Origin of the sequence: Paenibacillus violae (assembly GCF_032461945.1) — a bacterium.
In the GTDB taxonomy this organism is placed as follows: domain Bacteria; phylum Bacillota; class Bacilli; order Paenibacillales; family NBRC-103111; genus Paenibacillus_E; species Paenibacillus_E violae.
This window is the reverse complement of sequence record NZ_JAWCUD010000011.1, coordinates 220,249-246,816: the sequence shown is the minus strand read 5'-3', so window position 1 is coordinate 246,816 and position 26,568 is coordinate 220,249. Positions and strand designations below refer to the sequence as shown.

The 26,568-nt window shown below is 38.4% G+C and carries 27 protein-coding genes and 5 pseudogenes; 24 read left to right on the top strand and 8 right to left on the bottom strand.

Features of this window, described 5'->3' with window-relative positions:
- Window positions 1-278: 278 nt before the first annotated feature.
- Window positions 279-1,337 (top strand): phosphodiester glycosidase family protein, encoded by a 1,059-nt coding sequence (locus tag RQP52_RS27465; RefSeq protein WP_407075622.1) that lies wholly within the window; start codon window positions 279-281, stop codon window positions 1,335-1,337.
- Window positions 1,338-2,134: 797 nt separating this feature from the next.
- On the opposite strand, the gene RQP52_RS27460 is transcribed toward RQP52_RS27465, so the two are convergent.
- Window positions 2,135-2,365, bottom strand: a complete 231-nt coding sequence (locus RQP52_RS27460; protein WP_315954796.1) for a hypothetical protein — start codon at window positions 2,363-2,365, stop codon at window positions 2,135-2,137.
- A gap of 80 nt (window positions 2,366-2,445) precedes the next feature.
- Here RQP52_RS27460 and RQP52_RS27455 point away from each other — a divergent pair, with 80 nt between their 5' ends.
- The 5 genes from RQP52_RS27455 (at window position 2,446) to RQP52_RS27435 (ending at window position 6,266) form a co-directional block, all read left to right on the top strand.
- Window positions 2,446-3,075, top strand: coding sequence for a hypothetical protein (locus tag RQP52_RS27455; protein ID WP_315954795.1), 630 nt, complete (start codon window positions 2,446-2,448; stop codon window positions 3,073-3,075).
- A gap of 184 nt (window positions 3,076-3,259) precedes the next feature.
- A complete protein-coding gene (locus tag RQP52_RS27450; protein ID WP_315954794.1) occupies window positions 3,260-3,511 on the top strand; it encodes a hypothetical protein in 252 nt (83 codons plus the stop codon).
- Window positions 3,499-4,056 (top strand): class I SAM-dependent methyltransferase, encoded by a 558-nt coding sequence (locus RQP52_RS27445; protein WP_315954885.1) that lies wholly within the window; start codon window positions 3,499-3,501, stop codon window positions 4,054-4,056. The genes RQP52_RS27450 and RQP52_RS27445 overlap by 13 nt, the downstream gene beginning before the upstream one ends.
- A gap of 290 nt (window positions 4,057-4,346) precedes the next feature.
- On the top strand, window positions 4,347-4,565 hold the full coding sequence (locus RQP52_RS27440; RefSeq protein WP_315954793.1) for a hypothetical protein: 219 nt from the start codon (window positions 4,347-4,349) through the stop codon (window positions 4,563-4,565).
- A 348-nt stretch (window positions 4,566-4,913) separates the two neighbouring features.
- Window positions 4,914-6,266 (top strand): stalk domain-containing protein, encoded by a 1,353-nt coding sequence (locus RQP52_RS27435; protein WP_315954792.1) that lies wholly within the window; start codon window positions 4,914-4,916, stop codon window positions 6,264-6,266.
- A gap of 755 nt (window positions 6,267-7,021) precedes the next feature.
- Here the strand turns inward: RQP52_RS27435 and RQP52_RS27430 are convergent.
- From RQP52_RS27430 to hxlA, 3 genes are all read right to left on the bottom strand, one after another.
- Window positions 7,022-7,738: a 3-ketoacyl-ACP reductase gene (locus RQP52_RS27430; RefSeq protein WP_315954791.1), complete on the bottom strand. Its 717-nt coding sequence runs from the start codon at window positions 7,736-7,738 to the stop codon at window positions 7,022-7,024.
- 70 nt (window positions 7,739-7,808) lie between these two features.
- Window positions 7,809-8,366, bottom strand: a complete 558-nt coding sequence (hxlB, locus tag RQP52_RS27425) for a 6-phospho-3-hexuloisomerase (protein WP_315954790.1) — start codon at window positions 8,364-8,366, stop codon at window positions 7,809-7,811.
- A gap of 14 nt (window positions 8,367-8,380) precedes the next feature.
- Entirely contained in the window at window positions 8,381-9,007 is a 627-nt protein-coding gene (hxlA, locus tag RQP52_RS27420) for a 3-hexulose-6-phosphate synthase (protein ID WP_315954789.1), read from the bottom strand.
- A 239-nt stretch (window positions 9,008-9,246) separates the two neighbouring features.
- Between hxlA and RQP52_RS27415 the strand changes: the two genes are divergently transcribed.
- The 8 genes and pseudogenes from RQP52_RS27415 (at window position 9,247) to RQP52_RS27380 (ending at window position 13,952) form a co-directional block, all read left to right on the top strand.
- Window positions 9,247-9,636 (top strand): winged helix-turn-helix transcriptional regulator, encoded by a 390-nt coding sequence (locus RQP52_RS27415; protein WP_315954788.1) that lies wholly within the window; start codon window positions 9,247-9,249, stop codon window positions 9,634-9,636.
- A gap of 565 nt (window positions 9,637-10,201) precedes the next feature.
- Window positions 10,202-10,426: pseudogene (locus RQP52_RS27410) on the top strand (alcohol dehydrogenase catalytic domain-containing protein); the annotation flags it as partial.
- A gap of 31 nt (window positions 10,427-10,457) precedes the next feature.
- Window positions 10,458-10,703, top strand: coding sequence for a hypothetical protein (locus tag RQP52_RS27405; RefSeq protein ID WP_315954787.1), 246 nt, complete (start codon window positions 10,458-10,460; stop codon window positions 10,701-10,703).
- 252 nt (window positions 10,704-10,955) lie between these two features.
- Window positions 10,956-11,099: a hypothetical protein gene (locus RQP52_RS27400; RefSeq protein ID WP_315954786.1), complete on the top strand. Its 144-nt coding sequence runs from the start codon at window positions 10,956-10,958 to the stop codon at window positions 11,097-11,099.
- A 241-nt stretch (window positions 11,100-11,340) separates the two neighbouring features.
- On the top strand, window positions 11,341-11,715 hold the full coding sequence (locus RQP52_RS27395; protein WP_315954785.1) for a hypothetical protein: 375 nt from the start codon (window positions 11,341-11,343) through the stop codon (window positions 11,713-11,715).
- 89 nt (window positions 11,716-11,804) lie between these two features.
- Window positions 11,805-12,387 (top strand): annotated as a pseudogene (locus RQP52_RS27390) (SDR family oxidoreductase).
- A 142-nt stretch (window positions 12,388-12,529) separates the two neighbouring features.
- A complete protein-coding gene (locus tag RQP52_RS27385; RefSeq protein WP_315954784.1) occupies window positions 12,530-12,877 on the top strand; it encodes a putative quinol monooxygenase in 348 nt (115 codons plus the stop codon).
- A gap of 127 nt (window positions 12,878-13,004) precedes the next feature.
- Window positions 13,005-13,952 (top strand): SLAC1 anion channel family protein, encoded by a 948-nt coding sequence (locus tag RQP52_RS27380; protein WP_315954783.1) that lies wholly within the window; start codon window positions 13,005-13,007, stop codon window positions 13,950-13,952.
- Between the two features lie 629 nt (window positions 13,953-14,581).
- On the opposite strand, the gene RQP52_RS27375 is transcribed toward RQP52_RS27380, so the two are convergent.
- Both RQP52_RS27375 and RQP52_RS27370 read right to left on the bottom strand, forming a co-directional pair.
- Entirely contained in the window at window positions 14,582-15,028 is a 447-nt protein-coding gene (locus RQP52_RS27375; RefSeq protein ID WP_315954782.1) for a permease, read from the bottom strand.
- 83 nt (window positions 15,029-15,111) lie between these two features.
- Window positions 15,112-15,594 carry a hypothetical protein gene (locus tag RQP52_RS27370; RefSeq protein ID WP_315954781.1) on the bottom strand — a complete coding sequence of 161 codons (483 nt, stop codon included), beginning with the start codon at window positions 15,592-15,594 and terminating at the stop codon, window positions 15,112-15,114.
- A gap of 491 nt (window positions 15,595-16,085) precedes the next feature.
- Here RQP52_RS27370 and RQP52_RS27365 point away from each other — a divergent pair, with 491 nt between their 5' ends.
- The 6 genes from RQP52_RS27365 to RQP52_RS27340 all read left to right on the top strand — a co-directional run bounded on the left by RQP52_RS27365 (window position 16,086) and on the right by RQP52_RS27340 (window position 21,064).
- Window positions 16,086-16,403: a cupin domain-containing protein gene (locus RQP52_RS27365; RefSeq protein WP_315954780.1), complete on the top strand. Its 318-nt coding sequence runs from the start codon at window positions 16,086-16,088 to the stop codon at window positions 16,401-16,403.
- Window positions 16,404-16,726: 323 nt separating this feature from the next.
- Window positions 16,727-17,677, top strand: coding sequence for a thioredoxin-disulfide reductase (gene trxB / locus RQP52_RS27360; protein WP_315954779.1), 951 nt, complete (start codon window positions 16,727-16,729; stop codon window positions 17,675-17,677).
- 65 nt (window positions 17,678-17,742) lie between these two features.
- A complete protein-coding gene (gene trxA / locus RQP52_RS27355) occupies window positions 17,743-18,075 on the top strand; it encodes a thioredoxin (protein WP_315954778.1) in 333 nt (110 codons plus the stop codon).
- Between the two features lie 21 nt (window positions 18,076-18,096).
- Window positions 18,097-18,735, top strand: coding sequence for a cysteine hydrolase (locus RQP52_RS27350; protein WP_315954777.1), 639 nt, complete (start codon window positions 18,097-18,099; stop codon window positions 18,733-18,735).
- 615 nt (window positions 18,736-19,350) lie between these two features.
- The gene (locus RQP52_RS27345; RefSeq protein ID WP_315954776.1) at window positions 19,351-20,727 is read left to right on the top strand and encodes an FAD-dependent oxidoreductase; all 1,377 of its coding nucleotides are present in this window, start codon (window positions 19,351-19,353) and stop codon (window positions 20,725-20,727) included.
- 22 nt (window positions 20,728-20,749) lie between these two features.
- Window positions 20,750-21,064, top strand: coding sequence for a thioredoxin family protein (locus RQP52_RS27340; RefSeq protein ID WP_315954775.1), 315 nt, complete (start codon window positions 20,750-20,752; stop codon window positions 21,062-21,064).
- Between the two features lie 60 nt (window positions 21,065-21,124).
- Here RQP52_RS27340 and RQP52_RS27335 read toward each other — a convergent pair whose 3' ends face one another.
- The gene (locus RQP52_RS27335; RefSeq protein ID WP_315954884.1) at window positions 21,125-21,343 is read right to left on the bottom strand and encodes a helix-turn-helix domain-containing protein; all 219 of its coding nucleotides are present in this window, start codon (window positions 21,341-21,343) and stop codon (window positions 21,125-21,127) included.
- Window positions 21,344-21,364: 21 nt separating this feature from the next.
- Here RQP52_RS27335 and RQP52_RS27330 point away from each other — a divergent pair.
- A pseudogene (locus RQP52_RS27330) lies at window positions 21,365-21,469 on the top strand (SDR family oxidoreductase); the annotation flags it as partial.
- An 855-nt stretch (window positions 21,470-22,324) separates the two neighbouring features.
- Window positions 22,325-22,644 (top strand): annotated as a pseudogene (locus RQP52_RS27325) (winged helix-turn-helix transcriptional regulator).
- A 201-nt stretch (window positions 22,645-22,845) separates the two neighbouring features.
- Here the strand turns inward: RQP52_RS27325 and RQP52_RS27320 are convergent.
- On the bottom strand, window positions 22,846-23,193 hold the full coding sequence (locus RQP52_RS27320; RefSeq protein WP_315954774.1) for a winged helix-turn-helix transcriptional regulator: 348 nt from the start codon (window positions 23,191-23,193) through the stop codon (window positions 22,846-22,848).
- A 949-nt stretch (window positions 23,194-24,142) separates the two neighbouring features.
- Between RQP52_RS27320 and RQP52_RS27315 the strand changes: the two are divergent.
- Both RQP52_RS27315 and RQP52_RS27310 read left to right on the top strand, forming a co-directional pair.
- Window positions 24,143-24,859: pseudogene (locus tag RQP52_RS27315) on the top strand (ABC transporter ATP-binding protein); the annotation flags it as partial.
- A gap of 38 nt (window positions 24,860-24,897) precedes the next feature.
- On the top strand, window positions 24,898-26,412 hold the full coding sequence (locus tag RQP52_RS27310; RefSeq protein WP_315954773.1) for an ABC transporter permease/substrate-binding protein: 1,515 nt from the start codon (window positions 24,898-24,900) through the stop codon (window positions 26,410-26,412).
- The last annotated feature ends 156 nt before the right edge of the window (window positions 26,413-26,568 follow it).

The window sequence follows — 26,568 nt, the reverse complement described above, 5'->3', positions numbered from 1 at the left end:
TCATTCATTGGGAACACGGTTCAGATTGTCTATGACCCTGCAGACCAGACCTTAGGAAGTGAGCATAGAATTTATTGGTCTATGCCGTGGAAAGCATGTGAACTTATTATTGGAGAATTCTAACCATCGCCTTGTGTTACGGCATTGCTAGTCATATTCAGTGTTGTTTTTCATTAAATCTTAAGGTTTATGTTATAGAATAGTTAGATGCGTTTATAAAGAGGTGATTTTACTTGAATGATTATCAAGGCTATGCGTTAGCTCAAACAACAAAGCCGATGTTGAAACCGCGTCGCAAGCGTAAATTGCGATTTTTCGCGGCTGCGATCATTATATCTACTTTTATTTTTATTATATGGTTCTATTTTTCTTCTTCCGGTACGAATTGGCGGTATATGCTGGCCGATACGTTAATTACAACGCAACACCGCGATTATGCGAAATATTTAATTGGGCAAAGTGAACTGGATCGTCGGACGGATAATTACTCGAAGCAATTTAATGATATGGGTTTGGTCCAAGACAACCATGATATTTCTATGAATTCGAGGAAAAATAATTCTGTGACAGTTGAGCCTATTACAGGGAAAAAATTCAAAGGATATATGATGTTTGTTCACAATCCGCAAATGATCCGAGTCGTAACAACAAGCTTGCAAGGTCAAGGGGAACAAATTCTTAGTATGGTCAAAAGAACAGGAGCTATTGCAGGTGTCAATGGCGGCGCCTTTGATGATCCGAACTATGATGGCAATGGCTTCAGACCCATTGGTGTTGTTATGTCTGGAGGGAAACTTCTCTATAGTGACGGAGGTATGGAGGATCCTGTAAACGTTGTTGGACTTGACCGTAAGGGAATTATGGTAGCAGGTCGTTATAAACCATCCGAATTGTTGAAAATGGGCGTAAGAGATGCGGTTTCGTTTCAACCCAAATTTATCGTCAACGGTAAAGGGCTTGTTAAGAACGAGGCAGACGGTTGGGGGATCGCCCCCCGAACATGCATGGCTCAGACAAAAGATGGGACGATCATCTTTTTAGTGATTGATGGAAGGCAGCCAGGCTACTCCATGGGTGCAACCCTATATGATGCACAGCAACTGTTATTGGAAAAAGGAGCTATCACAGCAGCTAACCTGGATGGTGGTTCTTCCTCCGTATTAATCAAGGATAATCAGGTTGTGAATCGACCATCAAGCAGTTATGGGATGAGATACCTCCCAACCGCATTCTTGGTCTTTGATCATCCGGAGAAAGTAGCGGTATCTAATATGTGGAATGGAGTGGACATGGTGCATTTCAATTCTGCATATAAACCGTTTTCTGCTAAACGGTGAACAGTTGCCTTATCTTTTTAAATACTGTCTAATAACTTGATCAAAAGTCTTAGCAAAGTCTAGTGGTCCATCTACACTCGTTAGTTTTATTTTATCCGTTTCGTTCGAAATGAACCATGCAGTCTATGGGTTTAGTGCTCAGGCTCAGTATTAAGGAACCTCAGTCGAAATCATTTCAATTTGAAGATGAGTAAAGAGCTGTGGCTAGATTTTCAGGAATACAGGACAATTATAAGGCACATGAGGGTTAAAGTTTATGAAGTGTTGGAACAAAGGTATCGTTTACTTATTAACGTAACCATCTCATTATTTCAGGTTGCCAGAATAATGTAGGCGAGCAGGCATGCGAGAAAGGGTATGGAAGACACTGATCGCATAGGTCACGTAGCTATCTATATTGGTAATGGTCTCTTATTGCATACCTTTATACCAGCTCTAGGTGTAACTGTCTCCGAGCTTTAGGGTCCTTGGCTAAAGAGGATGGTCACTGCTACAAATATAATTGAATGATTGAATCCCGATAAAGACACTACACCCCACCTTCCTAATAAAGGCGGGGTGTAGTGTCTTTGACTGCTTATTCAGTTAAAAGGACGGCGAACTACTTTAATAATGCTTGCGCCTGACTAATTAGTTTCTGTGCTTGCGCCACATTAATTCTTACGAGCACTGCTACATCGGTAGAGTTTTGCACGTCGAATACTGAAAAGATTTGTCCATTGGCGAACAAGCCCCCTTTGCGCTCAACTTTTTTCCGAGAGACGGTTTTGGAACCGTATTTTGAATTTTGCAACGCATTATACCCCACGTATGAGACGGCGTGCTTGTTCAGTAGTCGCTCTAACCGCGAAAAGTGGGTCGATTTCTACAGCCGTCGTATTCGCTTCAATTTCTGCAATCAGAAAAAAATGACTTCCTATTTGCGCAATACGACTGGAGCCAACGTAGTCCATCACCTCCCCGAATGGTACGAAGAGCGTGAACTTTAAGTAACGGCGAATTCCACGTCTAATGACATTTTCTATCAATTTACACCTCTACCATGAAGTTCTTTGTGATGATATCTTTATATATATGCACAGTATTCATAGAAAGGGTGTAATAGTAGATGAAAATGATTCGAAGTATCGTTGGTACTACTTTGCTTATAGTCGTAGTGTCCTTAACGGGTTGTATGAGTAAAAATGAGCTTCCAGCTGCTGTACAGTCGGCTTCTGCATCGAATGCGACGCCTTCGTCTTCTACTATAGTTTCTGCAGCGGTTACGCCCTCACCGACAGATGCGAATCCCATCTTAGAAGCTGCGCCTCAAGTTTCTACGCCCAGTTCGAAATCAAGTGAAAATCCTTCAGTTAAGCAAATCGGAGATACAACGAATGCATGCAGAGAAAAGCCTCTAAGCGGAGTAAAGAATCCTTCAAATTACGAGCTCAAGGAAAACTGTAAAACGGTAAGTGGAACTGTTCAGAAAGTCGTAAAAGATAAAAATGAATATTGGATTGATCTCATTCAGAATGAGAAGAATAAGGATAAAAACACAAAAAGCACAAATTCTCCATTACATATAGAAGTGGCATCCTTTGACATCGCCAAAGTGACTAAAGTAAAAAAAGGTGAGCATATCACAGTTACGGGCGCTTATGTCTTTGATAAACGTAATAAACGAAATGAAATTTATCCCGCATGGATTATAAACGGAAATGACGCAAAGAACACTGCGACAACAGCTCATAAATAATATAAAGTACCGATCGTAGGCCTCACTGGTATAATCGGTTCTTTGCAGTATATATGCATTCATAGTTTTAATCAGACATCCGCTGTTTGACAATCATGTTTTTCAAAAGAATTCTCAAATTTCCAGTCACACTTGTTTCCCCATTAAGAAGGATCAGACTTTCAAAACAATGGAGGTAAGCATTATGCTTATTCAAGCAGCAGTAGTTCCTTGTTCGAGTAGAGTATTGCTCACTTATGAGTTTTGCTCAAAAAGGAAGTGGGGAAAAGATGCACTGAATTGCTTATTCAATCGAGCACGAGATAAAGAAATCGAATATCATGATAAATTTTATGCAGAAATAAAACTTTTTCAACCTGGCAGCTGGCTTTCGCGCCCTGTTAAAGTTGTTCTCGATAATTTGATGCAAATAGAAAAGACAATATTCAGGTCCTAGACCTTGGTTGTGGAGTCGGAAGAGACAGTATCCCCATTGCACAAAGTATTCAGGCGTATAAAGGAAAGATATATTGTATTGATTTATTGCCTTCGGCTATTCAATTATTAAACCAAAATGCGGAACAATATGGAGTAACGGATACAATCATTTCACAAGCGATTGATGTGGAGAATTTTCTGATTAATAAAAATACATTTGACTATATTGTCGCCTGTTCTTGTTTAGAGCATGTTAGTTCAGAAGCAGTTTTTCAAACTAAACTTGAAGAAATGAAAGCAGGAACAACAGTTGGCGGCATTAATTGCATATTAATGAGCACAGAAGTAAAGGAAATTGACGTACTTACTGGAGAGGAACAGGTAGGCTTGATTGAATTAAACCTTTCAACAGAGAAAGCATTTACCTATCTTAGAGAGGTGTATACTGACTGGAACATATCAATAGAAAAAAGTGTTCAACAGGAGATTAAGGAAGAAAAGAATGGTAGATTAATTATTTTTAGAAGCAATTGGATTACATTTGTAGCTCAAGCAAGAGATTAAGCTCCCTCGGAAAACGATAGTCAGATCTAGGGAGCAGATATTCGCGAGCCAGCAGCTGTTCCTTTTTAATTGAAGCATGGTCAGGATAGTTTAATACTGATGAGGTACTCTATACATTCGAATCATTAAAATAGTCTTTTGGTGCCTGGCGGAATAAAAACATAAATGAATTAATCCATTTGATACCGAAGGCAGTAGCAGAGATTGATAAACCTAATAATGAAAAGATATGTTTTATCGCCCTATATAGGATGATTACGACCCACTAGTTAGCCTGATACAAATTAGGTTTGGTTAAATACCGTCAAGAATGCTTTGAAAGTTCAGGTTTTTGTTTTAATTCAGGGGAACAGCCTGCAAAGTATCAGAATGACCTAACTGACGAAAAGTTGAAAGAAAAAGAAAGAATATTTAATTCAAAATTTAACCCCGATGATTATTACGGTGAATGGTGGAAGTTTTACCGTCCGACCTCCACCCCCTTAGATAGATGTGAGGGAGGAATGTAAGGGCTATAGACCCGTTGAGACATGGGAGTGAAAATCGCTAAGGGCAACATGGAGAATACGTGCAGAATTTTGGAATGAATTGGATGAATCAATTCCACCACTGTTCCAGCATGCCTTTTTAACGAAACGCCTTAATATATCTCGATATCTTTCAGTCATCATCGAAACCTACATGGGAGAAATCCTGCGAATAGACGAGCTTGTGTGAGGAAATTAAATCATATTGAGGGAGTTTAACTAGTAAACTATGAATATATTTACAAAATTTTAACACGCTATTAATACTGGATTTACACTACTCTCCTATAGTTGCTATGTAAGCACATAGCTATATTAAGGAGAAATTAAATGAAAAAGACATTTAAGTGGGTTGGAGCGGTTACAGTTGCAACTACCATGCTGGTTGGGGGAGTTTCTGCGGTAAAAGCTGCAGAAGTCGATACTGCACTTCGTTCTGCAGTGGAAGGAATGAACGGCACGCTGGGTTGGACTGCAGACACTCAGTCGATTCTTGTGGATGTTGCAGGAAGCAAAGCCAGCTTCAAGGTAGGATCGACCGAAGCGACAATCCATGATCAAGTTGTCAAGTTGGATAAGGCACCTTACGTTTCGAATGGTGCGACGCAAATTTCAGCTGCTACGCTGAAGCAATTGCAGACTGCTCTGAAAGGAAACGACAAACTATTGCTCACATTCTCCTCTGTGGGTGACGCACGTATAGAAGATGGTGTGGCGGCAGCTTCGGCGCAAGATCTGAAATGGTTGGTCAATACAAAAGTATTGACTCGCATGACCGATGAGATGGAAGCGAAGAAATCGAATATGCTGTTCTTTAACGGCGATATGATTATGGGCTATACGAAAAATTCCGACGTCAACTATTTAAACCGACAGTACGCCTATTGGCGCGGAGTTGTTGGAACAGCCTTCGAGCACGGTATGTACGTATTCCCTGTACCTGGAAATCACGAGATGCAAAACAAGTACAAAGACGATCAAGGAAATACGGTGAAAAAAGCTACGGAGTCAAATGAAAACACTTGGCGTGACAATATGGGTGACATTATCATCGATTCCCAGCGATTTGAGCAAATTCTAGATGAAAACGTATCTGGGTTTGATCCAAATAATTATCCGCAAAGCGGAGGCGCAGACACAATCTCCACGAATCAAAAGCAACTTGATTATTCGTTCGATTATCGTGGGTCACATTTCGCTGTCATCAATACAGACCCGACTGGTAACGATTCGCATGCTCCTACAGCATGGTTAGCTAAAGACCTGGAAGACGCGAAAGCTCGGGGCATGAAACACAACTTCGTATTTGGGCATAAGATGGCTTACACTTATATCTTCGATCCTGCTAATACAACTCCTGGAGGACTTGATACAGATAAAGCAGCTGCGGATGCGTTCTGGAAGGTCATTCAAGATAATAAAGCAACTTATCTGAGCGGTCATGAGCATATTACGGACATCAGCCGTCCTAATAACGGTTCTGCTTACCAAATTATTGTGGGCTCCGGCGGCTCCCCGTTTGAAGCCGTTAAGCCGACTGGCAAGGATACTGATCGTTACTACGCTTATGTGACGGCAAAGGTATTTGAGAGCGGCAAAGTACACTTTGACGCATATGGGTTTGATGCGAACTATGGACCTACGCAGAACTTCTTAAGCTGGGATCTGGAGCAGGGCTTCTAAATCGATTTTATTTTATTCAATATAAAGTTAGTTGCCTTAAAACATCAGTCGGTCCAAACACTATGGGTATACACCGTGGTCAAATAAATTAGGAGTACCCAATTATAATGAATTAATTAAGAATAGGCATCTAGAAATTCCTATGACAATATTGAAGTTACCTTTTAAAAACTCTGAATCTGCCAGTATGAGTTTTATTGTAGATCCCCGCGGGTGCCTAAACGGCTTTGTAAAGCCCCACGCGCGGGGGCTTTTTGTTGTGCGACGGGCAGTCGCAACTTTAGCATTAAGATGTTATGAGTAAAACGAATACAAGCGACGATGACGTTACCTTGGTAAATACGAGTCGAGAGCTTTGGAAAGTTATTTTCTCGAAGGTGGAAGTCCTTCCTCAAGCTTTCTGGTAAGACTTGAGAAGCTTAATCTAGGGCAATATCGTGAGGTACTTGTCTGAAGGAGATGCGGAAAATCGAGAGATCCGTAGGCGGATGAGCAGACCCAAATGCGAAAGCGTGAAGCACGCAGCGGCAGGGTAAGTCGGCGACTGTGCGATAAAAACAGGAAGCCTAGGAAAAGAAAAAAATTGTCATCCAATGAACCAGACGAATGGCAATGACTTATCATTACCCTATATGAATATCTAGGAAATTAACCAGTTAATTTGTGATTTAGAGAGAGTAATGTCCATGTATAATAGAAGGTAATTAAGGTCTTTACAAAAAGAAAGCAGATCCAATGGATCTGCTTATGTTTCTTTATGGATTTGTTGACCATAGTCCCGCAGTTTTTACGAATACTCTTGGATTAAGTTTTAATCCAGCTACGATTAATTCAGCCAGGTCTTCTGGGTGCATAACATTTTCTTCATTGCCACTAACAAGGTTTGTATCAATTGCCAAATCTGTTACGACCGTACTAGGTGTTAAAGCTGTTACACGGATATTATGCTTTCTTACTTCCAGCATGAGTGATTCTGTTAGTCCTATAACAGCAAATTTAGAAGCACTATAAGCACTTGTTACAGGAGCACCTTTTTGGCCAGCAGAGGAAGAAATATTGATGATATCACCTGATTTTCTTTCAATCATGCCAGGTAGTAAAACTCTTGTTACATTATATACACCCATTAAGTTTACTTGGATGATTTTCTCCCATTCTTCAGGAGTTAAATCAAGAAAACCACCAAATTTAGCAATACCTGCATTGTTGATTAAGATATCAATCGGTCCTAAGTCCGATTTTATATGTTCAAAAGCATGAGTAACTGATTCGAGATCAGTAACATCTGCTGTTGCAGCTGATACTACTACGTTATATTGTTTTAGTTCAGCAGATACCTTTTCAAGATTGGTCATGTTCAATCCAATCATTCCGATATTAACACCTTCTTTTGCTAAGGCGATAGCAGTAGCTCGACCAATACCTCTTCCTGCTCCAGTAATTAGAGCAGTTTTTCCATTTAAAGAACTCATTTTTTCACTCCTAATAAAAGACCGCAATCTTTGATTGGAATAGTTTGCGGTCTTTCCATTTAGATTTTGTTTATTCTAAATTAGCATGTCTACCATACATCTTATCGGTATCCAATCCCTTTTTCTCCATGTACCTCAAAATGACTGCGTCGTAGAATACTAAAAGAGTTTGCTCAAATAATGAGCCCATTGGCTGAATGGTTGTATAATCACCTATGGACTGGTCTTTTGGAGTTCCAGGTAATTTAATCGTGATATCAGCTAATTTTCCAATAGTAGACTCAGGGAAAATAGTTACAGCTGCTATCGTCCCACCTATACTTTTTGCTTTTTCAGCTATGGAAACTAAGCTTTTTGTTTCTCCAGAACCAGATCCGATGATCAATATGTCATCTTTTTCGTAGTTAGAGGTTACCGTTTCACCTATAACATAGGCATCTATCCCCATGTGCATCATTCGCATTGCGAATGATTTAGCCATAAATCCAGATCTACCTGCGCCGGCAACAAAGACTTTCTTTGATTCAAGTATCCCATTTACTAATTGTTCAGCTTCATCATCCGAAATTAAGTTTACGGAACTGTATAACTCTTTTATAATTTCAGCTAAATATTGAGTCGTATTCATGCTGTTCAGTACCCTTAGTTGATCATTTGTTGCATTTTAGCAGCAACAGCTTTTTTATCAGCTTGCCCAGTAATACCGCCACCTACTATGACAAGGTCTGGTTGTACTTTAACGACTTCAGGAAGTGTTTCTAATTTAATACCGCCTGCGATGGCCGTTTTTGCATTTTTTACAACACTTTTGATGGTTTGAAGATCCTCAAAAGAGTTTTTGCCAATTGCTTGAAGATCGTAGCCAGTGTGCACACAAATATAATCTACACCCATTGCATCTACTTCTTTAGCACGGTCAGCAAGGTCTTTAACTGCAATCATATCAACAAGGATTTTTTTACCTTGTTTTTTAGCTTCTTCTACAGCACCTTTAATAGACATATCTTCAGCAGTTCCAAGAATAGTGATGATATCTGCACCTGCTTCAGAAGCTTTCATCACTTCATAACCAGCAGCATCCATGATCTTAAGGTCTGCTAATACTTTTAAATTAGGGAATGCTTCTTTTATAGCCTTTACTGCATGGAGACCTTCATTGATCACAACCGGCGTACCGATTTCTACGATATCAATGTGCTCCTCCACTTCTTTTACCAACGCAATAGCTTCTGGAATATTTACTAAATCTAAGGCCAATTGTAATTCCATCTATATTCACTCCTATAATTTTTATTGATAGTCGTACAGTAATAATATCTCGAAAGAGTAGAAGTACTTTTTCTGTAATATTTTCTTAATGGATATTATCTGTAGCAGCAGTAGGGATTGATGTCGCTGAACAATTGCAAGTATATAATGTATAGTATTATTTTAAAAGTACGCACTTTTTTTTTACATAGTGCTAAAAAGTATACTATGTATTATGATAGCCTTGGAGGTGAACTGAAATGTCACGATTGCAGGATAAGGTGTTTAATTGTGAAAAGGAATTAACCCTTTCAGTTATCGGAGGTAAATGGAAAATGCTTATTTTGTGGCATCTCGGCAAAGAAGGAACAAAGCGTTTTGGTGAATTGAAGGTACTAATGCCAGAGATCACCCAAAGAATGCTTGTTAACCAATTGCGTGAATTGGAAGAAGACTTGATTGTTAAACGAGAAGTCTACCCAGTGGTTCCGCCGAAAGTGGAATATTCCCTCACTGAACAAGGAAGAACTTTGATGCCAATTCTTGATGCAATGTATAAATGGGGTAAAGATTATATGGAGACGATCGGGTTTAATCATATAGAACAACAGCAGTCGATTAAGGAAAACTCTCTATTATATAGACCATAACACTAGCGTTGCATTAATTTCCCTTTGAATCTTCATAATCTTTATTGAATCCATACAAAAAAAATCCTTTCCAATGGAATGGCAGGTAGTTCCTGTCTAAAATCCAACAAAAAGGATCAGTTCATGGACATGGATATCTTATTTACTTCACTTGGTCAATGGTTTAGATAAGGCTGAAAAACATACTTGTGAAGCAGGCTTTATATGTTTTTCAGCGCGTGCCATAGGCATATTGTTTATCACGACTGGAACTTTTATGCTGAATGAACCGCAATAGACATCCGGGTAGCCCTTGCCAGAAAGATGTTTCGTGCGTTCTATTTTCCATCTTACCAGTATTCATGACTTCAAATTCGCTGCTTTTCAGCTTGTCAAGGTTAGTGGGGATTGGGACTATCTTCAGAATTTACTTTTACGTGAATCGTTCGTCTTCCGTCTCCTTTCTTGTTCTTAGACGCTCCGCGGCTGTCGAAAATACTGGACATCGCATGTATGATCCTCAGTCTTCAATTCCATAATAGAATTATGCATGCAAATTCAAGGCATGTCATAACAGGAGGCAATTATGAAGGCTGTAACATTCCATGGCATGAAGGACATGCAGGTGACGCAGGTCGCGGATCCGACGATTCAGAAAAAAGACGGGATTATTGTCAGGATTACCTCGACCGCCATATGCGGTTCCGATCTCCATATATACCAGGGGGCGATTCAAGCCCAAACCGGATACGTGGTCGGACATGAACCGATGGGCATTGTCGAAGAAGTAGGCCCTGAGGTGACAAAAATTCATTTTTGATTTCTTCCCGCTCGCCGAACGTATGACGGTGTTGAAAGTACGAAGAGACGAAGAGTTCGCCCCTGTCAAAAACAAGGAAGGCAAGGACAGCCCGGCGACAGCACGCCGACTTGTCCAGGATTTGTATAAGCGCTGGCTTTTGGAAGCAGGTGCAGCCCCCTCCGTGCTCGAAGGCAGGGATATCGAAATTTCCCCGTTGATTTCTTATGCGGGAGAGGGACTGACTCCGGAAGTTGTGAAAGCACTTCTTGATACACAGTATAACTGATGGTTAGCATTATTGATTGAAAAATGGATGGCTGTATCAATTTTGTTGAAGTAACGGGAGGATAGTTAAATTAGAGTATCTAATTTAGGTTATGAGTATTATGGATATTAAACTTGCTCGGAAACACTGAAAAACCACAAATAGAATATATCGCATAAATAAAGATAGACAGACTGCCAGTGATAAACTTGGTGGCCTGTTGGTGCTAACGATGAACGATAGCTCAATAAACTTCAGTAGAAGCTTGCGAATATGGAAATTGTTGTCATTAGTGGCGGCAGCAATCCCTCATCAATTGCGGTACAAATCAGCGAAGCTAGCACACTTTTGGTGCAGGAGTTGATCCTTGCTAATGATGTTGCAACCAAGTTGCCGGAGGAAAGTTTCATACAATAACAGATTAGAATCAATTTCCATATAAATTTTATACCGCATTAAAGCTTAAATATTACTTTTTACATACTATATAACCAGAAAGTAAGTGCTTTTTTTTTAGTTACTTTTGTTCCATAATGACTCTTGTGGCCACGAAGCATTAACCTAATTGATAAAAATCAGCTGATTGCATTATAGAGTGAATGTAAAAACATACTAACCAATGTGCATTATTAATTTGATGTATCCGGGAGAAAAGTAAATGAGCTCAACAATTGAACAATTAATAAATAAACACATTGAAATATGGAGTGAAACAGACTCCAAGAAGAGAAGAATTAAAATTCAAGAAGCATACACATCAAACTGCCGGGTGTTTGATCCGTTTTTCTCCGATGTAATTGTTGGTCATGACGCTCTAGATAACCTTATTGATGAAGTACAAGCCAAAAATCCTGGAAAAGTGTTCACGGTTATTCCCGGTACAGTAGACGAACATCATGATCAAGCGAGGTTTAGTTGGAGGTACGAATCATCTGAGAATCCAATCGTGATTACTGGACAAGACTTCATTGCTGTAGAGAATGGTTCGATTCATTCCTTGACTGTATTTGTAGACAAGCCGACTTCAGATTAATCATTTTATATAAACGTAAGTAAGCGGGGAATAAGAATATGGGGTAATTTGATGGGAAAGTAGCAGTAGTAACAGGAGGCAAAAGCGGAATTGGCCTCCAAGCAGCCACGCAGTTTGCAAAAGAAGGTGCTCATGTATATATTACAGGACGCAGACAAGCGGAGCTTGATGTAGCGGTAAACAAATAGGGAACAACGTAACTGGCGTTCAAGGGGACATTTTAGTGAAGAGCATTACGATAAAACCTTTGATGTTAACGTTAAAGGAACGCTTTTCACTGTTCAAAAAGCCCTGCCTTTGTTCCCCGATAACGTTGGATCTATAATCATGACTGGTTTAACGGCGGGTTCTATTGGCGATCCAGCGTTCAGTGTTTACGGAGCTTCAAAAGCTGCGATTAGGCAGATGGCTCGTAACTGGATTCTTGATTAAAAAGGGACAAAAATTCGTGTAAACGTCCTAAGCCCTGGATTTGTTCATACGCCAGCGTATGATTATTTGTTCGCTGAGAATACTAATTCTGTTCTAGAACATGCTACCAATATAACTCCACTAGGCAGGGTTGAAACTGTTGAAGAAATTGCTAATGCTGTAATGTTCCTCGCCTCAGATGAAAGTAGTTATATTAATGGAATTGAGTTATTCGTAGACGGCGGAGTTGCTCAGATTTAATGATGTGAATTTACAATCTGGAGGATTTAACCAATGAAAACACAATTCGGGCAAGCACTAAGTGCAAGAATTAGTGCACGAAATTAATATATGAATACTAAGAATGAACGAAAAAAATATTATTATAATTGGAGGATTTAAAATGAATAAAACAGAACAGACCGTCATTATTGCTCGTTTTAAGTTGAAAGCTAACTCAGATAAACAAGCTTTTTTTGATAACCTAAAACCGCTCTTTGATACAATGTCAAAAGAACCTACTTTTGTAAATGGGATTGTACATGAAAACGTTGATGATCCTGATGAAATTGTACTCTACGAAATTTGGAATTGTTCTAAGGAGACTTGGCTGGCAGAGGAAGAAACGAAATCTTACCGTCAAGGTCCATACACTCGTGCAGCAGAATTCTTGTTGGGTAGAGAACTTGGTTTCTACTCGGCATTCGGAGAATGGGGAACTACGATTACTGCTGGTAAACATTTTTCCTAAAATCAACTTAAAGTTTTTCATTAAAAGGTTCAGCTACTTGAAGTTTAAGGAGCTGTTCCTTTTTCTTATAATTGCTTAATCTAAAAATATGTAGTAAAGAAGGGATACACCCATGGGATCATCTAAAATGGAACAATTAAAATTTTTATCTGTTAACTCATTTGGGTCGGTTATGGGCATATCAGGACTTTCGCTTGCTGGAAGGTTATCTCATAATCTGTTTGGAACCTCCTCGCTGATTGCAGAATTGATTGGTTTGATGGGTATCATTATGTTTGTGCTTCTAAGTGTTTTTTTTGCTATAAAGTGGTTGAAATTCCCAAGTGTTATTTATTCAGAGTTTTCAAACCCAATTGGCGGTAATTTCTATGGAGCGATCACCGTTGCTATCTTACTTCTTTCTTCAGTCATTTTACCTTACAACCAAATTCTTGGGCAAGCGATATGGATAATAGGTACAAGTCTAACAATATTATTAAGCTACTTCATGGTATCTCGATTATTTAAGGTTAAACAGGATCCACGACATGCTGTTCCTGCCATGTTAATTCCTGCTGTTGCCATTTTGAATGTACCAGTTACGGGGGTTGCAATGCCGTTTGCTTGGATTCAAGAATTGAACTTGTTTTGTATAGCGGTAGGGGGCGTTTCGTCGCTCATTTTCTTGACTATGATTTTTACTCGATTGATCCATCACGAACCTATGGCAGCAGGCATGAACCCCTCTTTGTTAATTTTGATTGCACCTTTTGAGGTTGGCTTTCTTGCATATGTATCTATGACAAAATCTATTGATATATTTGCATCAATTTTATTTTATTTTGGTCTTTTTTTATTCATGGTATTGTTTTTCAAGTCAGTTAATAAGTCCATTCCGTTTAGTACGGCTTGGTGGGCAGTAAGCTTTCCATTGGCTGTTCTTAGCAATGCAGCTTTGAAGTATGCCCTGTATGTAAACACATGGCCGACGAAGGTCATTGCAGCTTTTATCCTTATCTTGACTACATTTGTTATTGTTATTATTTTTATTCGGACTATTAAACACTTAATTAGTGGAAAGCTGCTGCAGGGATAATGGCATGTGATTATTATTTTGTACTTTCAATGGTTAACTGTGTTTGCTTTTAACTGTAAAGTCTTCCGTGCGACTTAGTATTACTTTTAAGTGAATCCTAAGTTGCCTTCAGTGTCTGGAAGCAAGCATTGTTCAATATGCTCAAAGAAGATTTACTTTGAGTCCTGTTATCAAAGCAGTAGCTGATACAGGATTGTTTTACGCGTTTCCGAAACCCGCTATGCTGATGCGTACCTTACCTTAGCCTAGTTCCAAGAGTGCAGTATACTGGACCTAGTACGCGAAGAGGAAGGAGGAAGTATTACTATTGTGGGAAATCGTGGAGTACATCGCATTATGGTTGAATCAAGTTGGTGATATTTTCATAAGCCGACGAAAACCACAGGAAGAAAATGGAAGAGTTGCGCGAGAAATAGTCGGATTCATATGAAAACTAAAAGCTTGTTTAGAACTGTGTGTGACAATGGGTTTCAGGTATGTAATCTTAACGAATGTCATCAACTGCAGTGACCAGCCCCAAATTATCAGGATGCTAGCGATTACTTGAGATTGATCAGAAGCCTAGATTTTTGCTTATAAAAACAAGTAACACTCTCTTACTAAAGGGGGCTTGCAGTTACTTAAGGAATCTATAATCGTTCAGCTTTTTGGTATAGATCAGCTTTCTGTTCTTTCGATGTCATGGCTTCTAGCAAGAATGCAGTCAGAATGATCCCTGGAACGTTGATTAGAAGCCGGGTTAAAGCAAAGGTTGATCCTAAAGATGACATTTCAAAGAGCAACATCGGTATTTTCGTTGAGGACCAAGCACCGATGAGAATCATAATATTCCTGAACTTGACACCCTTTTTCATGAAAGCCGCAGCCACCGGAAAAGATGCATAGAGCGGACCAGCAGCAACAGAACCAATAAGAAAAGCTAGAAAGATCCCCTTCCAGCCAGATGTTTCTCCCATGTACTTCACCATGATTTCCTTTGGTACCCAAGTATCCAAAAGTCCCATTAATATAAAGATGGGGGGAATGACAAGCATCATTGCTTTCAGACTTGATGTGGAAACCTTTATAGCATTCAATCCGACAGTCCCCTTATAGAAATACAAGAGAATTAAAACTATGATAGTCAATAACGGAAACCTGTATCGTTTAATTATTCTTCTCATGCGCCCACCACCCAGCCAATTATCATAGCCACAAAGAGAGAGAATAGAAATGCCACGATATTTCGAGAAAGTGTTAGCCTTTTTCCGAAATATTTCATCTCCAAAGGTGCAGTGACGATACCCACTGTCAAAAGGGTAGACACTAATGCCGCTGCTTGCATGACGCCAGCCCCTTTTTGTAATAACAGGGCAACCATAGGAAAAGCAACAAAACCAGGGATAATAACAATAGAACCTGCAATTGCGGATATCAGTACACCAATAAAACCGCTGGATGAGCCGATGAAATGACTGATTGTTTCTGGATGAAGGATTGATAGTAAAATGCCCATTATAAATATGATCCCAAGTAATTGAGGCAAAATATTTTCGAAAGACTTCCATGCTTTCATTAAAGATCGTTTGGTCTTTCCTTTGTCTTTCCAATAGGAGAGAACCAGCAAAAGTAATGTCAGTCCATATATGATCGTATTACTCATAATTTTACCTTCTTTACTATTAGTTTATAAGTGCTTATTTATTAATATTCACAACCTTTTCTGAATTCGATTATTATCACTAATAACATTCAAATGTATGCAATAGAACCAGCAGTTCAAATTAATTCTTGAACTGCTGGTTTTATGAGGTTTTCAATAAATAAGTAATACACTAATTATATCATTGGGAGAATTGGAATTATGGGAAATATAGATTCGTTCCAACTATTCCTTTTCCAAATGCCAGCAGTAGTAAGGCACTTCCAATAATAGTCTGTAGAATAGATTACAGAATAAATAAATGGTTAGCCTTAAAATAGGAGAGCAGATAAGGAGGAGCAATTGAGTTGAAAGACTCAATAAATCCGGTTCAACATATAGCGACTGTCGTTGTAAGAATATAAAAAATAGTTAGCTTAACCTCCAATTACTCTAGAAGTTAAATTGCTGCAAACATTGAAAACATTATAAATTAGGAGGCACAATATATTATGTCAAAAGTTTTAGATGTCATGGGACCACGTATTCAACTCGTAACGGATTTAATAGAAAATAAGGATTATTCCCTCATGAAGGCTGAAGTTCCAGCAGGAGTTATCGTTCCTGTTCACAGTCATGATGATCGTGAAACATTTGTTGTTCTTGCAGGGGAACTTGAAGCATTCACGGAAGACAGTTGGAAAACAGTAAAAGCTGGTGAGACCGTTGATATCCCTGGAGATGTAAAACATGCTTGGAGGAATTCCTCTAACGAGACAGTAACATTGTTAGTCGTATCGACAGTAAAAAATGGGGGGATTTTTCAATGAAATTGGGCGCCCTGTTGACACAGTGCCACCTGGACCTCCTTCGCTAGAGGTATTACAACACTTTGTTGAAGTTGCGATAACTTATGGGTATTGGCTCGGCACACCAGAAGATAATGCTTTGATCGGTATTAAGCTAGGTTAATATATTATCAGAAGAAATGCCCTATCTACGAGACTTAAAAAAGAGGAATCCGGACTAAATTGCGGTTTTTTTTTTATGGTGTTTAAATCATATCCGCATAATCGAATAGGATGGAAGGGGAATAACAAATAACATATTGCTAAACATTATTAGTTGTTCCAGCAATTAAGGAGGAAATCAAATGAATCAAGCGATCATTATCGGTACTGGGCCCGCTGGACTTACCGCTGCAATATATTTAGCTCGTGCAAATTTAGAACCAATTATTATTGAAGGTCCTGAACCAGGTGGACAATTAACTACCACTACTGAGGTTGAGAATTTTCCGGGTTTTCCAGAAGGAATGATGGGACCAGAGTTGATAGAAAATATGCGAAAGCAAGCAGAAAGATTCGGTGCAAAGTTTCGTTCAGGATGGGTTGATAAAGTGAATTTATCCGACCGACCTTTTGAATTAACTCTTGAAGGAGGTGAAGAACTCGTAGCAAACTCCATCATTATATCAACAGGTGCCTCCGCGAAATACCTTGGCATATCAGGTGAAAAAGAAAATGTAGGACGAGGTATTAGTACTTGTGCAACTTGTGATGGGTTCTTTTTCCGTAACAAAAAGATTATTGTTGTTGGTGGTGGAGACTCCGCTATGGAAGAAGCACACTTCTTAACGAAATTTGCATCAGAGGTACGAATAGTTCATCGACGTGAGGAATTACGCGCATCAAAAATTATGCAGGACCGTGCTCGTCAAAACCCAAAAATCACATGGAGCTTGAATAATACCCCCTTAGAGGTGCTATCAGGGGAACGAGGGGTAACTGGGTTAAAAGTTCTCAATAATATCACATCTGAAGAAGAGATTATCGAAACAGAAGGCATTTTTGTTACGATAGGACATACACCTAACACAAAATTCCTTGACGGCCAGTTAGATACGGATGACATTGGTTATTTGATCGTAAAACCAGGGTCTTCTGAAACTAACATTCCGGGAGTGTTTGCCTGCGGCGATGTGCAAGATAAGAAGTATAGACAAGCCATTACTGCAGCTGGAAGTGGTTGTATGGCAGCTTTAGATTGCGAGAAGTTCCTTGAAGGTTCTATGTTTCATGATTGGAGTAAAACGCTTGTGTAAAAAGGGATTAGAGAAATATTTGTATGAATTATGATGAATTTATCAAACACCAGGAGGTTATAATAATGGATGTTATTTCGTTAACTAAGAATAGCTTTCATAAGCAAATTGAACATGGAGTTACACTTGTAGATTTTTATGCAACTTGGTGTGGTCCTTGTAAGATACAGTTGCCTATTGTAGAAGAAATAGCTAAAGAACTGAAGAGTGAGGCTACAATTGCTAAAGTGGATATAGATGCGGAATCTGACATTGCATCAGAGTATGATGTGAAAAGTATTCCTACTTTAATGATTTTTAAAGATGGTTACAAATTAGAAACATTTGTTGGCGTTCAGAGCAAAGCGTTTTTAAAACAAAAAATTAATGAGTATACAGCAATAGGTGATACTTGTTAAATCTATTTGAAGGAGTAAAACATGGAAATTAACCAACAAACAACTGCGATTGTTGTGACTGACCCTCAAAATGCATTCTTAAGTCCATCTGGTTCTGGCTATGAATTAACGAAAGATGTTATTAAAGAAGTCAATATGATCGAGAATCTGGAACTAGTATTTAAGACAGCAAAGCAACACAATTATCAAGTTTTTGTTTCACCACATTATTATTATCCTCATGACCATAAGTGGGAGATATTGAGTGTCGGTGAAAAAATGATGCACGATCTAAAATTGTTTGACGTAACTAGCCCACAAACTGAAGTGCCCCAATCATCTCAAGCAGATTTTTATGAACTGTATAAACCCTATATTGAAGATGGGAAGACAATTATTACAAGTCCACATAAAATCTTTGGACCAGAATCAACGGATCTCGTTTTGCAATTACGTAAAAGAGGGTTTAGTAAAGTCCTACTCGCAGGAATGAACTCTAATATTTGTGTTGATTCTCATATGCGAGAGCTTGTTGAACAAGGGTTTGAAGTTGCTGTCATTCATGATGCAACCGCTGCTCCAGGCATGGATGCCTATAATGCTGGAAAGCTTAATTTCGGATTGCTATGTAGTGGCTCATGGACGGCAAAAGAAGCTGCCGAAAAAATGAGTTCAAAGTAGAGGATAACGACGATAATTTTTTTATTAATGAAATATCCTAAGAGGCCGTTGGTAATCCAACAGCCTTTTTCTTATAAATGGTTATAGATTAGGCTTGTTTCAATGATATGACTGAATCCATAAGTATGTGGGTACTGTCTGTACAATAGACTCCAAAGACGTTTATTTAAATCGAAAATGTGAAAATAATAAATCAGACTGTTTTTGGGATAATATAGAATGGTAAAGCTTAGTTGTATAAAAAGATGTGTGAATTAGATTACAGAAGAATCTTTCATTTAGAAGTATGCTGATAAAGTAATAAAACAATAACAATTATAACGAGAAATCATTATTATTAGCGATATATTATCTGATGATATGGATCAACCTAATGATTTAGTCATCTATGAGATATGGCAGAGAACAAGGAATAGTTGGTTGCAGGAAGAATTTACGAAACCTTATCGGAAGAATTATAAAGGTACTCTTGGTGAGCTGATCGAGGACAGAGTGGTTAGTTGGTTAGAGCCAAAAGGAGAATAAGGAAGTACGTTAACAGCAAAAAAGGACTAGATCCCATGTCTAGCTTTACTTACATTAGCATGAGAATGTGACAAGACAAGGATGTGTGAAATGATACAATATGATGCCATTATTATCGGGTTCGGAAAAGGTGGTAAAACACTGGCTGCAGCATTAGCTAAGAAAGGTCAGAAAGTAGCCATCATTGAACAATCAGAACTAATGTATGGAGGTACATGCATTAATATCGGTTGTATTCCAACAAAAGCATTAGTTCATTATTCTAAGCAGTCACAACTCATGAATTTAAAAGATTTTGATCAAAAATCCGCAGCCTATCGACTAGCTATAGATAAAAAAACTACCTTGGTATCTGGCCTTCGTCAAAAGAATTTTGATAACCTTGACAATCTTGATATGGTAACGATTTATACGGGTAAGGCAAAATTTGAATCATCACATGAAATTGTAATTCAAGGCGGCGAAGAGCTTACATCGATTTACGGTGAGAAGATTTATATAAATACTGGAGCTTCAACCATTATCCCTGCTATTGAAGGGATTTCTAGTAGTCAACATGTGTACACAAGTACATCCCTACTGGAATTAACTAATCTGCCTAAAAAGATGGTTGTTCTTGGAGCTGGTTACATCGGATTGGAATTTTCATCGATCTACGCGAATTTTGGTTCAGAAATTGTTGTTTTGGATAAACACAGTGAATTTCTCTCAAGGGAAGATCGAGACATTGCGGGTATGGTTCAATCAACTCTTGAGAAAAGAGGAGTCCAATTTAAGTTTGGTACTGAAATACAATCTGTTCGTGATGTAGAGCATGGAGTGGTTGTAACTTACCGAGATCAGGACAATACCATTCATGAACTTTACGCAGATGCTGTTTTAATCGCCGCTGGAAGAAAGCCAAACACGGAAGGCTTGCAGCTTCAAGAGGCAGGCATAGCTGTTTCTGATCGAGGAGCTATCAAGGTTGACGAGCGATTACAAACGACAATACCTCACATTTATGCCATGGGGGATGTTGTTGGCGGATTACAATTCACCTACATTTCGTTGGACGATCAACGTATTATATTAGATAACTTGTATGGCTCAAAGCAAAGAACAACGGAAGACCGGCTTTATGTGCCATATTCCGTATTTATTGACCCTCCTTTATCCCGTGTGGGGTTAAGCGAAGATGAGGCACTTGCTAAGGGTTATGAAATAAAAGTGGCCACAATGCCTGCCGCAGCAATACCACGTGCAAAGTTGACGGAAGAAACGGACGGGCTGTTAAAAGCAATCGTTGATGCGAAAACAGACAAGATACTCGGCTGTTCATTGTTTTGTTCAGAATCACATGAAATGATTAATATTGTTCAGATAGCCATGGAAACAGGTCAACCCTACACTTATTTAAGAGATCACATCTTCACACATCCCACGATGAGCGAATCTCTAAATGATTTATTTCAATTAATTAAATAATATACATGAGGAGAATATAGACATGGATAGAATACAATCAAAAGATCAGTATCAAGAACTTATTGCAAGAGATGCTTTTACAGTTATGAAATTTGATACAACCTGGTGCCCTGACTGTAAAAACATGGATCGTTTTATTGGGGATATTATTGAAGGGCAAACGGATAAGGATTTCTTTGCAATTGATGCTGAAGAGTTTCAACAAATAGCCGAAGAAAATGATGTACGCGGGATTCCTAGTTTATTAGTATTTAAAAATGGAGAGAAAATTGGACATTTACACAGTAAATTTGCAAAGACTCCTACGCAAGTGCGCGAATATCTCGATACATTATAATTGAGAACGTCGAATGAAAATGAGGAGTATTCCTAAGCGAATTGCTCCTCATTCATTTTACTAGTTGTCTAGTTCCAAACTTTCTTTAGCTTTCTTTATATCTACTAGGATTTTTTTCACGGATTCTCTTGTAGCTCCAATCATATGAGCTAATTCCATGCGGGTTAGAGGGAGATCGATTTTAACAAATTGCTCCTCAGGGATGCCGAATTGACTAGAAAGCCGTAGTAGCAAATATAGTACACGTTCATGTACAGATCCTAATGCTAATCTTTCCAGTAATTCAGAGGCAGGGTTGGAACACCGGAAGATATTGCTAAGGTAGTGAAATTTCTTCCTTCGGACGACAGTGCATACGTTAACGGGATCGATTTGTTTGTAGACGGAGGAGCAGGTCAGTATTAAGAAAAGAATATAAATCAATAAAAAATTCAGATAGTTATTCAAGAAGGTGCTGTCACTCAAAATCCTTGAGGAGGCAGCACTTTTTTTTGCAGAATACTGTCAAGGGAATGTAAGTCAAACATGCAGGTTTATCTATCTGCACGATAAGTACAAACTTTTGATTTTTTTGATCTTAATAAAATCAAGGAAGCATTAGCCCGTTAAAATGAGGTTTAGCAGTTTTTTATGTTTCCTCTGTCAATGGAACTTTTCAATATTTAACCTGAAAATGTGAAAACCGCGATATACAAGGATTTAGCTTACTCATTAATACAATAATTACTTATAAGTTACTATATAACAAATAAGTGGGTACTTTTACTATTGTTACTTTTAATTCATAATGTCGTTTGTAAGATGTTCTTAACAGATTATAGGGGGCGCAAAAACACCGGGGTACGAAGAATATTCAATAATATGATTGGGGGAGTAAATAATGAATAAAAGTGAATTATCTAAACAACAGAAAATTTTGATATTTAGTTTGTTTTTATTAACCTTTGTATTGGGGACCAGTGAATTTGCCATTTTGTCCAAGGATCTACAAGTCAAATTTATTTTGTTGAGTTAGCAGAGAAGCATTTTCCAGCAGCAAGGGATTTAGCAGCATCATTAAACCCTGTATCCATAAATTTTGGTATTGCTATCGGATCTGCTATTGGTGGTTTGATTGTTACTAACGTGGGACTAATTCATGTCTCATGGGTGGGAGGAATCTTTGCATTAGCTGCTTCAATTGTAACCTTCTTGAGCCTTCGTTTGAATCAGAAAGTGAAGGCAAAAAAATCATGATATTATTGTGACATTGAAGTGGCAATGCAAATACTCAGGGGAAAATGGAAAATGCAAATTTTGTATCATTTTACGAAAGTTCCCAAACGAACGAGTGAATTAAGCGACGAGTTCAAGGTATTACTCAAAAAATGCTCATCCAAACACTTCGAGAATTAGAAACAGATAGAATGATTACTCGGACGATTTACCAACAAGTCCCTCCTAGAGTCGAATATTCTGTAACAGAACTCGGACAATCACTTGAGCCTGCATTGAGATTGCTTTGCCAATGGGGGCAGAATTATGTTGAAGAAACCTTTGCTAAGGGTGAGGTTCAAATTTTGAATTTAAATAAGAATTAAGATGGTAGTTCAACTTATAATATTTTATTTGATTACTTTCTTAAAATTGCTGTGACAGCATGAATTTAAACAGTCCTGTAAACACCAAAAATAGTGTTCACAGGACTGCATTTTAAGTTATAAAAAGTTCAACTATTATGAATACCCATTAAAATGAATTGAATCTATATTCCAATAGAGATATTTGAAACTGAATTAACATTATTCTACGGATAAAATTTGATACTCACCCTCAGAGAATGTTTTTTCTGCATAATCGCCACCCCAGGAGCAAAGTGCTCTCAGCATAGGTTCGAGCGACTGACCAAGTTCAGTAGTTGAATATTCAACTTTAGGAGGTACTTGTTTATACGTCTCCCTGTGAATGAGTCCGTCAGTCTCTAATTCGCGAAGTGTTTGAATTAGCATTTTTTGAGAAATGCTTTGAACAAGTTTTTTTAACTCGCTTGTTCGTTTTGGCCCCTTTATTAAATGGTACAAAATAAGTCCCTTCCACTTACCTCCAATAACCTCCAATGAAATCTCTAAGTCGCAATAATATGTTTTCATATTTGATATAACACCTACCCATTTTAATTGTAACTATTTGGTTACTATATAACAAAAAAGTGTGTACTTTTCACATTACTTCATATGATTCATAATATCATTAGTGCCTAGAGAAGAGTAGTACAAGCTCGATCATTCAAACTATCAATATGTTAACCAAGTGAGAAGAAAATAACCATGACAAAGTCAATATTAGTGCTTATTCTTATGTACATTTGTTAAGAGATCGCAAAGATTACTGAATCTGACTGACGTTAATAGAGGCAAATAAGTGGTCAGAGGTTTTTCTACAAAATTTAGATTAAGAATTTATTCATTTATTGAAAACGCTACCAGAATAACTCTATGAAAATACTTATATTACTTACACCAAAGATGATATCCATGAGATATTAGATATTAAAATGGAAAAGAGAACTCCAACTAATTTTGTTTCAAGGTTATGATCAGCCTACGAATAAAATTTGGTTTTATTTTAAGAACAGCCTACTATCTAGACTAATGGAGGAGGTCGAAGGCAAAAATGATTAGTTATTATTGTGCCCATTGCAATATGTTGCATTCCGGACCTCTTATTCAAAATGAGATAATTTTTACAACTGCTTTTCATTGGAAAGAAGGAATTATCTATCAAGTCGGTGTATGTAATAAGCTATTGAAAATATCCCTAGGTAGTACTAAAATAAGCATTTCATCTCTGGAAATCTAAAGGTAAATCTTTTTGTTTTATGTTAGTTAATGTGCATGCATGCTAAATGGCGATCTTTTCTCGAATATCAGTCGAGGGGAGGTCGCTTATTTGATTGATATTCGTATAAACATGGCATAATTTTTGTTATTAAAACAAATAATACATGACGATTCCCTTTTGATATGCAATGTATAGTACTTAAATTTAACAAATAGAAAGCATACTGTGTAATTGGATTAGTCAAATAGGAGGAAGTACATGATTCGCTTCGAGCAAGTATCTAAGCAATATTCCGAACGGACTTCTGCTTTGCAAGGAGTTGATCTGCATATAGAAAAAGGAGAGTTTTTTGTTCTTATTGGGCCTAGCGGTTCTGGGAAAACAACAATGCTGAAAATGGTGAATCGACTGATTGAACCGACATCAGGTGAAATATTCCTTAATAATAAATCTATCAGAGATTACAACATCCATGAACTACGCTGTAATATCGGATATGTGCTGCAGTCTATAGCCCTTTTTCCTCATATGACAATAGAGAAAAATATTTCGATCGTTCCTGAACTGCGTGGATGGAGTACAAAAGCCATTCATATACGAGTAAATGAACTGCTTGAAATGGTTGGATTAGACCCATTTACCTATAGAAATAGACGACCTGCTGAACTTTCTGGCGGACAACAACAGAGAGTAGGCGTGGTTCGAGCACTCGCTGCTAATCCAGATATTGTCCTGATGGATGAGCCGTTCAGCGCGCTGGACCCAATTAGCCGCGACCAATTGCAGCAGGATTTGGTTGTATTAAAAAAAACAATTTCTAAAACAATTTTGTTTGTCACCCATGATATACAAGAAGCTGTTCTACTTGGAGACCGTATCTGTTTAATGCAAGCTGGTAATGTCGTTCAAGTAGGCTCTGCTAAGGAACTTATAGAGAATCCATCTACTAATTTTGTGAAGGAATTTGTTGGTTCGACTTTTGATAATGGCTGCAGGGAAGAAGGGTTGAATAAATGAATGCGTTGTATCAAGCTTTTATGGAACACAAATCTGAGCTATTTGTAGCCATAGGTGAACATATCCAAATCTCGTTTATTGCTCTGATTACTGCAGTTGTTATAGCTATTCCCATTGCCATTTACGGCACAAGACATCCACGCTGGGCTGAAGGAATAATTGGAGTATCGGCAGTGCTGCAAACAATCCCTTCCTTAGCTTTGTTAGGATTACTTATTCCTTTCGTTGGGATTGGTAAAAAACCAGCTATTATTGCAATCGTTATTTATTCTTTATTGCCGATTTTGCGCAATACGTACACAGGTATTCAACAAATTGATCGAAATTTAATTGAGGCAGCCGATGCCATGGGAATGAATGGTTGGCAACGACTTTGGCGAGTTGAACTCCCGCTTGCGCTTCCGTTTATTATGTCCGGCATTCGCACGGCAACGGTACTTGTTATAGGTACAACAACACTTGCAGCGCTTGTTGGAGCAGGAGGATTAGGCAATTTAATCTTACTAGGAATCGATAGGAACAACCATGATCTGATAATCCTTGGTGCTGTACCTGTTGCTTTGCTGGCTATTTCGTCTGATTCCCTGTTGCGTTTCGCCGGGCGTACCTCGCTAATTCAATTACGTTTTTATGTTGGTGTTGGCCTTATATGCACAATTCTTATACTAGTTCAACTGCTACGGGGGACTACCGGAGGAGTGATTGTGATTGGTGCTAAGATAGGTGCTGAGCCAGAAATACTAATCAACATGTACAAACTACTTATAGAACAAGAGTCAAACCTAAAAGTTCAATTGAAACCTGGTTTAGGGAAAACAACGTTTGTTTTCGAAGCACTTAATTCCGGGGCGATTGATATCTACCCGGAGTTTACGGGGACAATCGTTTCAACTTTTCTTAAAGAGAATGCCGTTAGTACGGAGAGTTCAAAAGTATATGAGCAGGCCCGAGCAGGTATTTATCATAAGAGCAATATGATCCTTCTGCATCCAATGAAGTATAATAATACATATGCTTTGGCCGTTCCAAAGCAAATGGCTGAAGAAAAGCAACTCAAGTCCATATCCGATTTAAATCGAGTTTCTGGGGAAATACGCGCAGGCATGACGTTGGAGTTTTCCGATCGAGAAGATGGGTATCGTGGCATTGAGAAATTGTACGGGCTTCATTTTGCTAATATTAAAACGATGGAACCGAAGTTGCGTTACACGGCAATCCAAACTGGAGACATTAATCTCGTTGATGCGTATTCAACTGATAGCGAGATCCAGCAGTATCAATTGACTGTTCTTGATGATGATAAAAAACTTTTCCCGCCTTACCAGGGTGCATCGCTCATGAAGTACGAAACGTTGAAAAAACATCCGGAGCTTGAACGAATTCTCAATAAGCTAGGCGATAAAATTACCGACGATGAAATGCGCAAAATGAATTATCAAGTTAACGTTCAACAAATGTCCGCAGGCCGAGTAGCTGAAGAGTACCTGAAACAAGCAGGTTTACTTCAATGAAATGGTGCACAGGAACTATAACGGGACACTATTCTTTGTGTTTTCCGGACGGAAGAAAAACAGCATTAATTAAGAAGCAATCGTTACAAGTGAGGTAATTTTTTGAGGAGCTTAAATTATCCATTATTTATAGTAAATATTTACTTCGGGTTTTGG

Excerpts from the sequence above, each read along its gene's own strand:
- RQP52_RS27465 (WP_407075622.1), top strand. The coding sequence starts at position 279 with ATGTTGAAACCGCGTCGCAAGCGTAAATTGCGATTTTTCGCGGCTGCG.
- RQP52_RS27370 (WP_315954781.1), bottom strand. The coding sequence starts at position 15,594 with ATGAGTAATACGATCATATATGGACTGACATTACTTTTGCTGGTTCTC.
- RQP52_RS27365 (WP_315954780.1), top strand. The coding sequence starts at position 16,086 with ATGTCAAAAGTTTTAGATGTCATGGGACCACGTATTCAACTCGTAACG.
- RQP52_RS27455 (WP_315954795.1), top strand. The coding sequence starts at position 2,446 with ATGAAAATGATTCGAAGTATCGTTGGTACTACTTTGCTTATAGTCGTA.
- RQP52_RS27350 (WP_315954777.1), top strand. The coding sequence starts at position 18,097 with ATGGAAATTAACCAACAAACAACTGCGATTGTTGTGACTGACCCTCAA.
- RQP52_RS27435 (WP_315954792.1), top strand. The coding sequence starts at position 4,914 with ATGAAAAAGACATTTAAGTGGGTTGGAGCGGTTACAGTTGCAACTACC.
- hxlB (WP_315954790.1), bottom strand. The coding sequence starts at position 8,366 with ATGAATACGACTCAATATTTAGCTGAAATTATAAAAGAGTTATACAGT.
- RQP52_RS27450 (WP_315954794.1), top strand. The coding sequence starts at position 3,260 with ATGCTTATTCAAGCAGCAGTAGTTCCTTGTTCGAGTAGAGTATTGCTC.
- hxlA (WP_315954789.1), bottom strand. The coding sequence starts at position 9,007 with ATGGAATTACAATTGGCCTTAGATTTAGTAAATATTCCAGAAGCTATT.
- RQP52_RS27340 (WP_315954775.1), top strand. The coding sequence starts at position 20,750 with ATGGATAGAATACAATCAAAAGATCAGTATCAAGAACTTATTGCAAGA.
- trxB (WP_315954779.1), top strand. The coding sequence starts at position 16,727 with ATGAATCAAGCGATCATTATCGGTACTGGGCCCGCTGGACTTACCGCT.
- RQP52_RS27415 (WP_315954788.1), top strand. The coding sequence starts at position 9,247 with ATGTCACGATTGCAGGATAAGGTGTTTAATTGTGAAAAGGAATTAACC.
- RQP52_RS27430 (WP_315954791.1), bottom strand. The coding sequence starts at position 7,738 with ATGAGTTCTTTAAATGGAAAAACTGCTCTAATTACTGGAGCAGGAAGA.
- RQP52_RS27385 (WP_315954784.1), top strand. The coding sequence starts at position 12,530 with ATGAATAAAACAGAACAGACCGTCATTATTGCTCGTTTTAAGTTGAAA.
- RQP52_RS27405 (WP_315954787.1), top strand. The coding sequence starts at position 10,458 with ATGACGGTGTTGAAAGTACGAAGAGACGAAGAGTTCGCCCCTGTCAAA.
- trxA (WP_315954778.1), top strand. The coding sequence starts at position 17,743 with ATGGATGTTATTTCGTTAACTAAGAATAGCTTTCATAAGCAAATTGAA.
- RQP52_RS27400 (WP_315954786.1), top strand. The coding sequence starts at position 10,956 with ATGGAAATTGTTGTCATTAGTGGCGGCAGCAATCCCTCATCAATTGCG.
- RQP52_RS27310 (WP_315954773.1), top strand. The coding sequence starts at position 24,898 with ATGAATGCGTTGTATCAAGCTTTTATGGAACACAAATCTGAGCTATTT.
- RQP52_RS27395 (WP_315954785.1), top strand. The coding sequence starts at position 11,341 with ATGAGCTCAACAATTGAACAATTAATAAATAAACACATTGAAATATGG.
- RQP52_RS27320 (WP_315954774.1), bottom strand. The coding sequence starts at position 23,193 with ATGAAAACATATTATTGCGACTTAGAGATTTCATTGGAGGTTATTGGA.
- RQP52_RS27380 (WP_315954783.1), top strand. The coding sequence starts at position 13,005 with ATGGAACAATTAAAATTTTTATCTGTTAACTCATTTGGGTCGGTTATG.
- RQP52_RS27345 (WP_315954776.1), top strand. The coding sequence starts at position 19,351 with ATGATACAATATGATGCCATTATTATCGGGTTCGGAAAAGGTGGTAAA.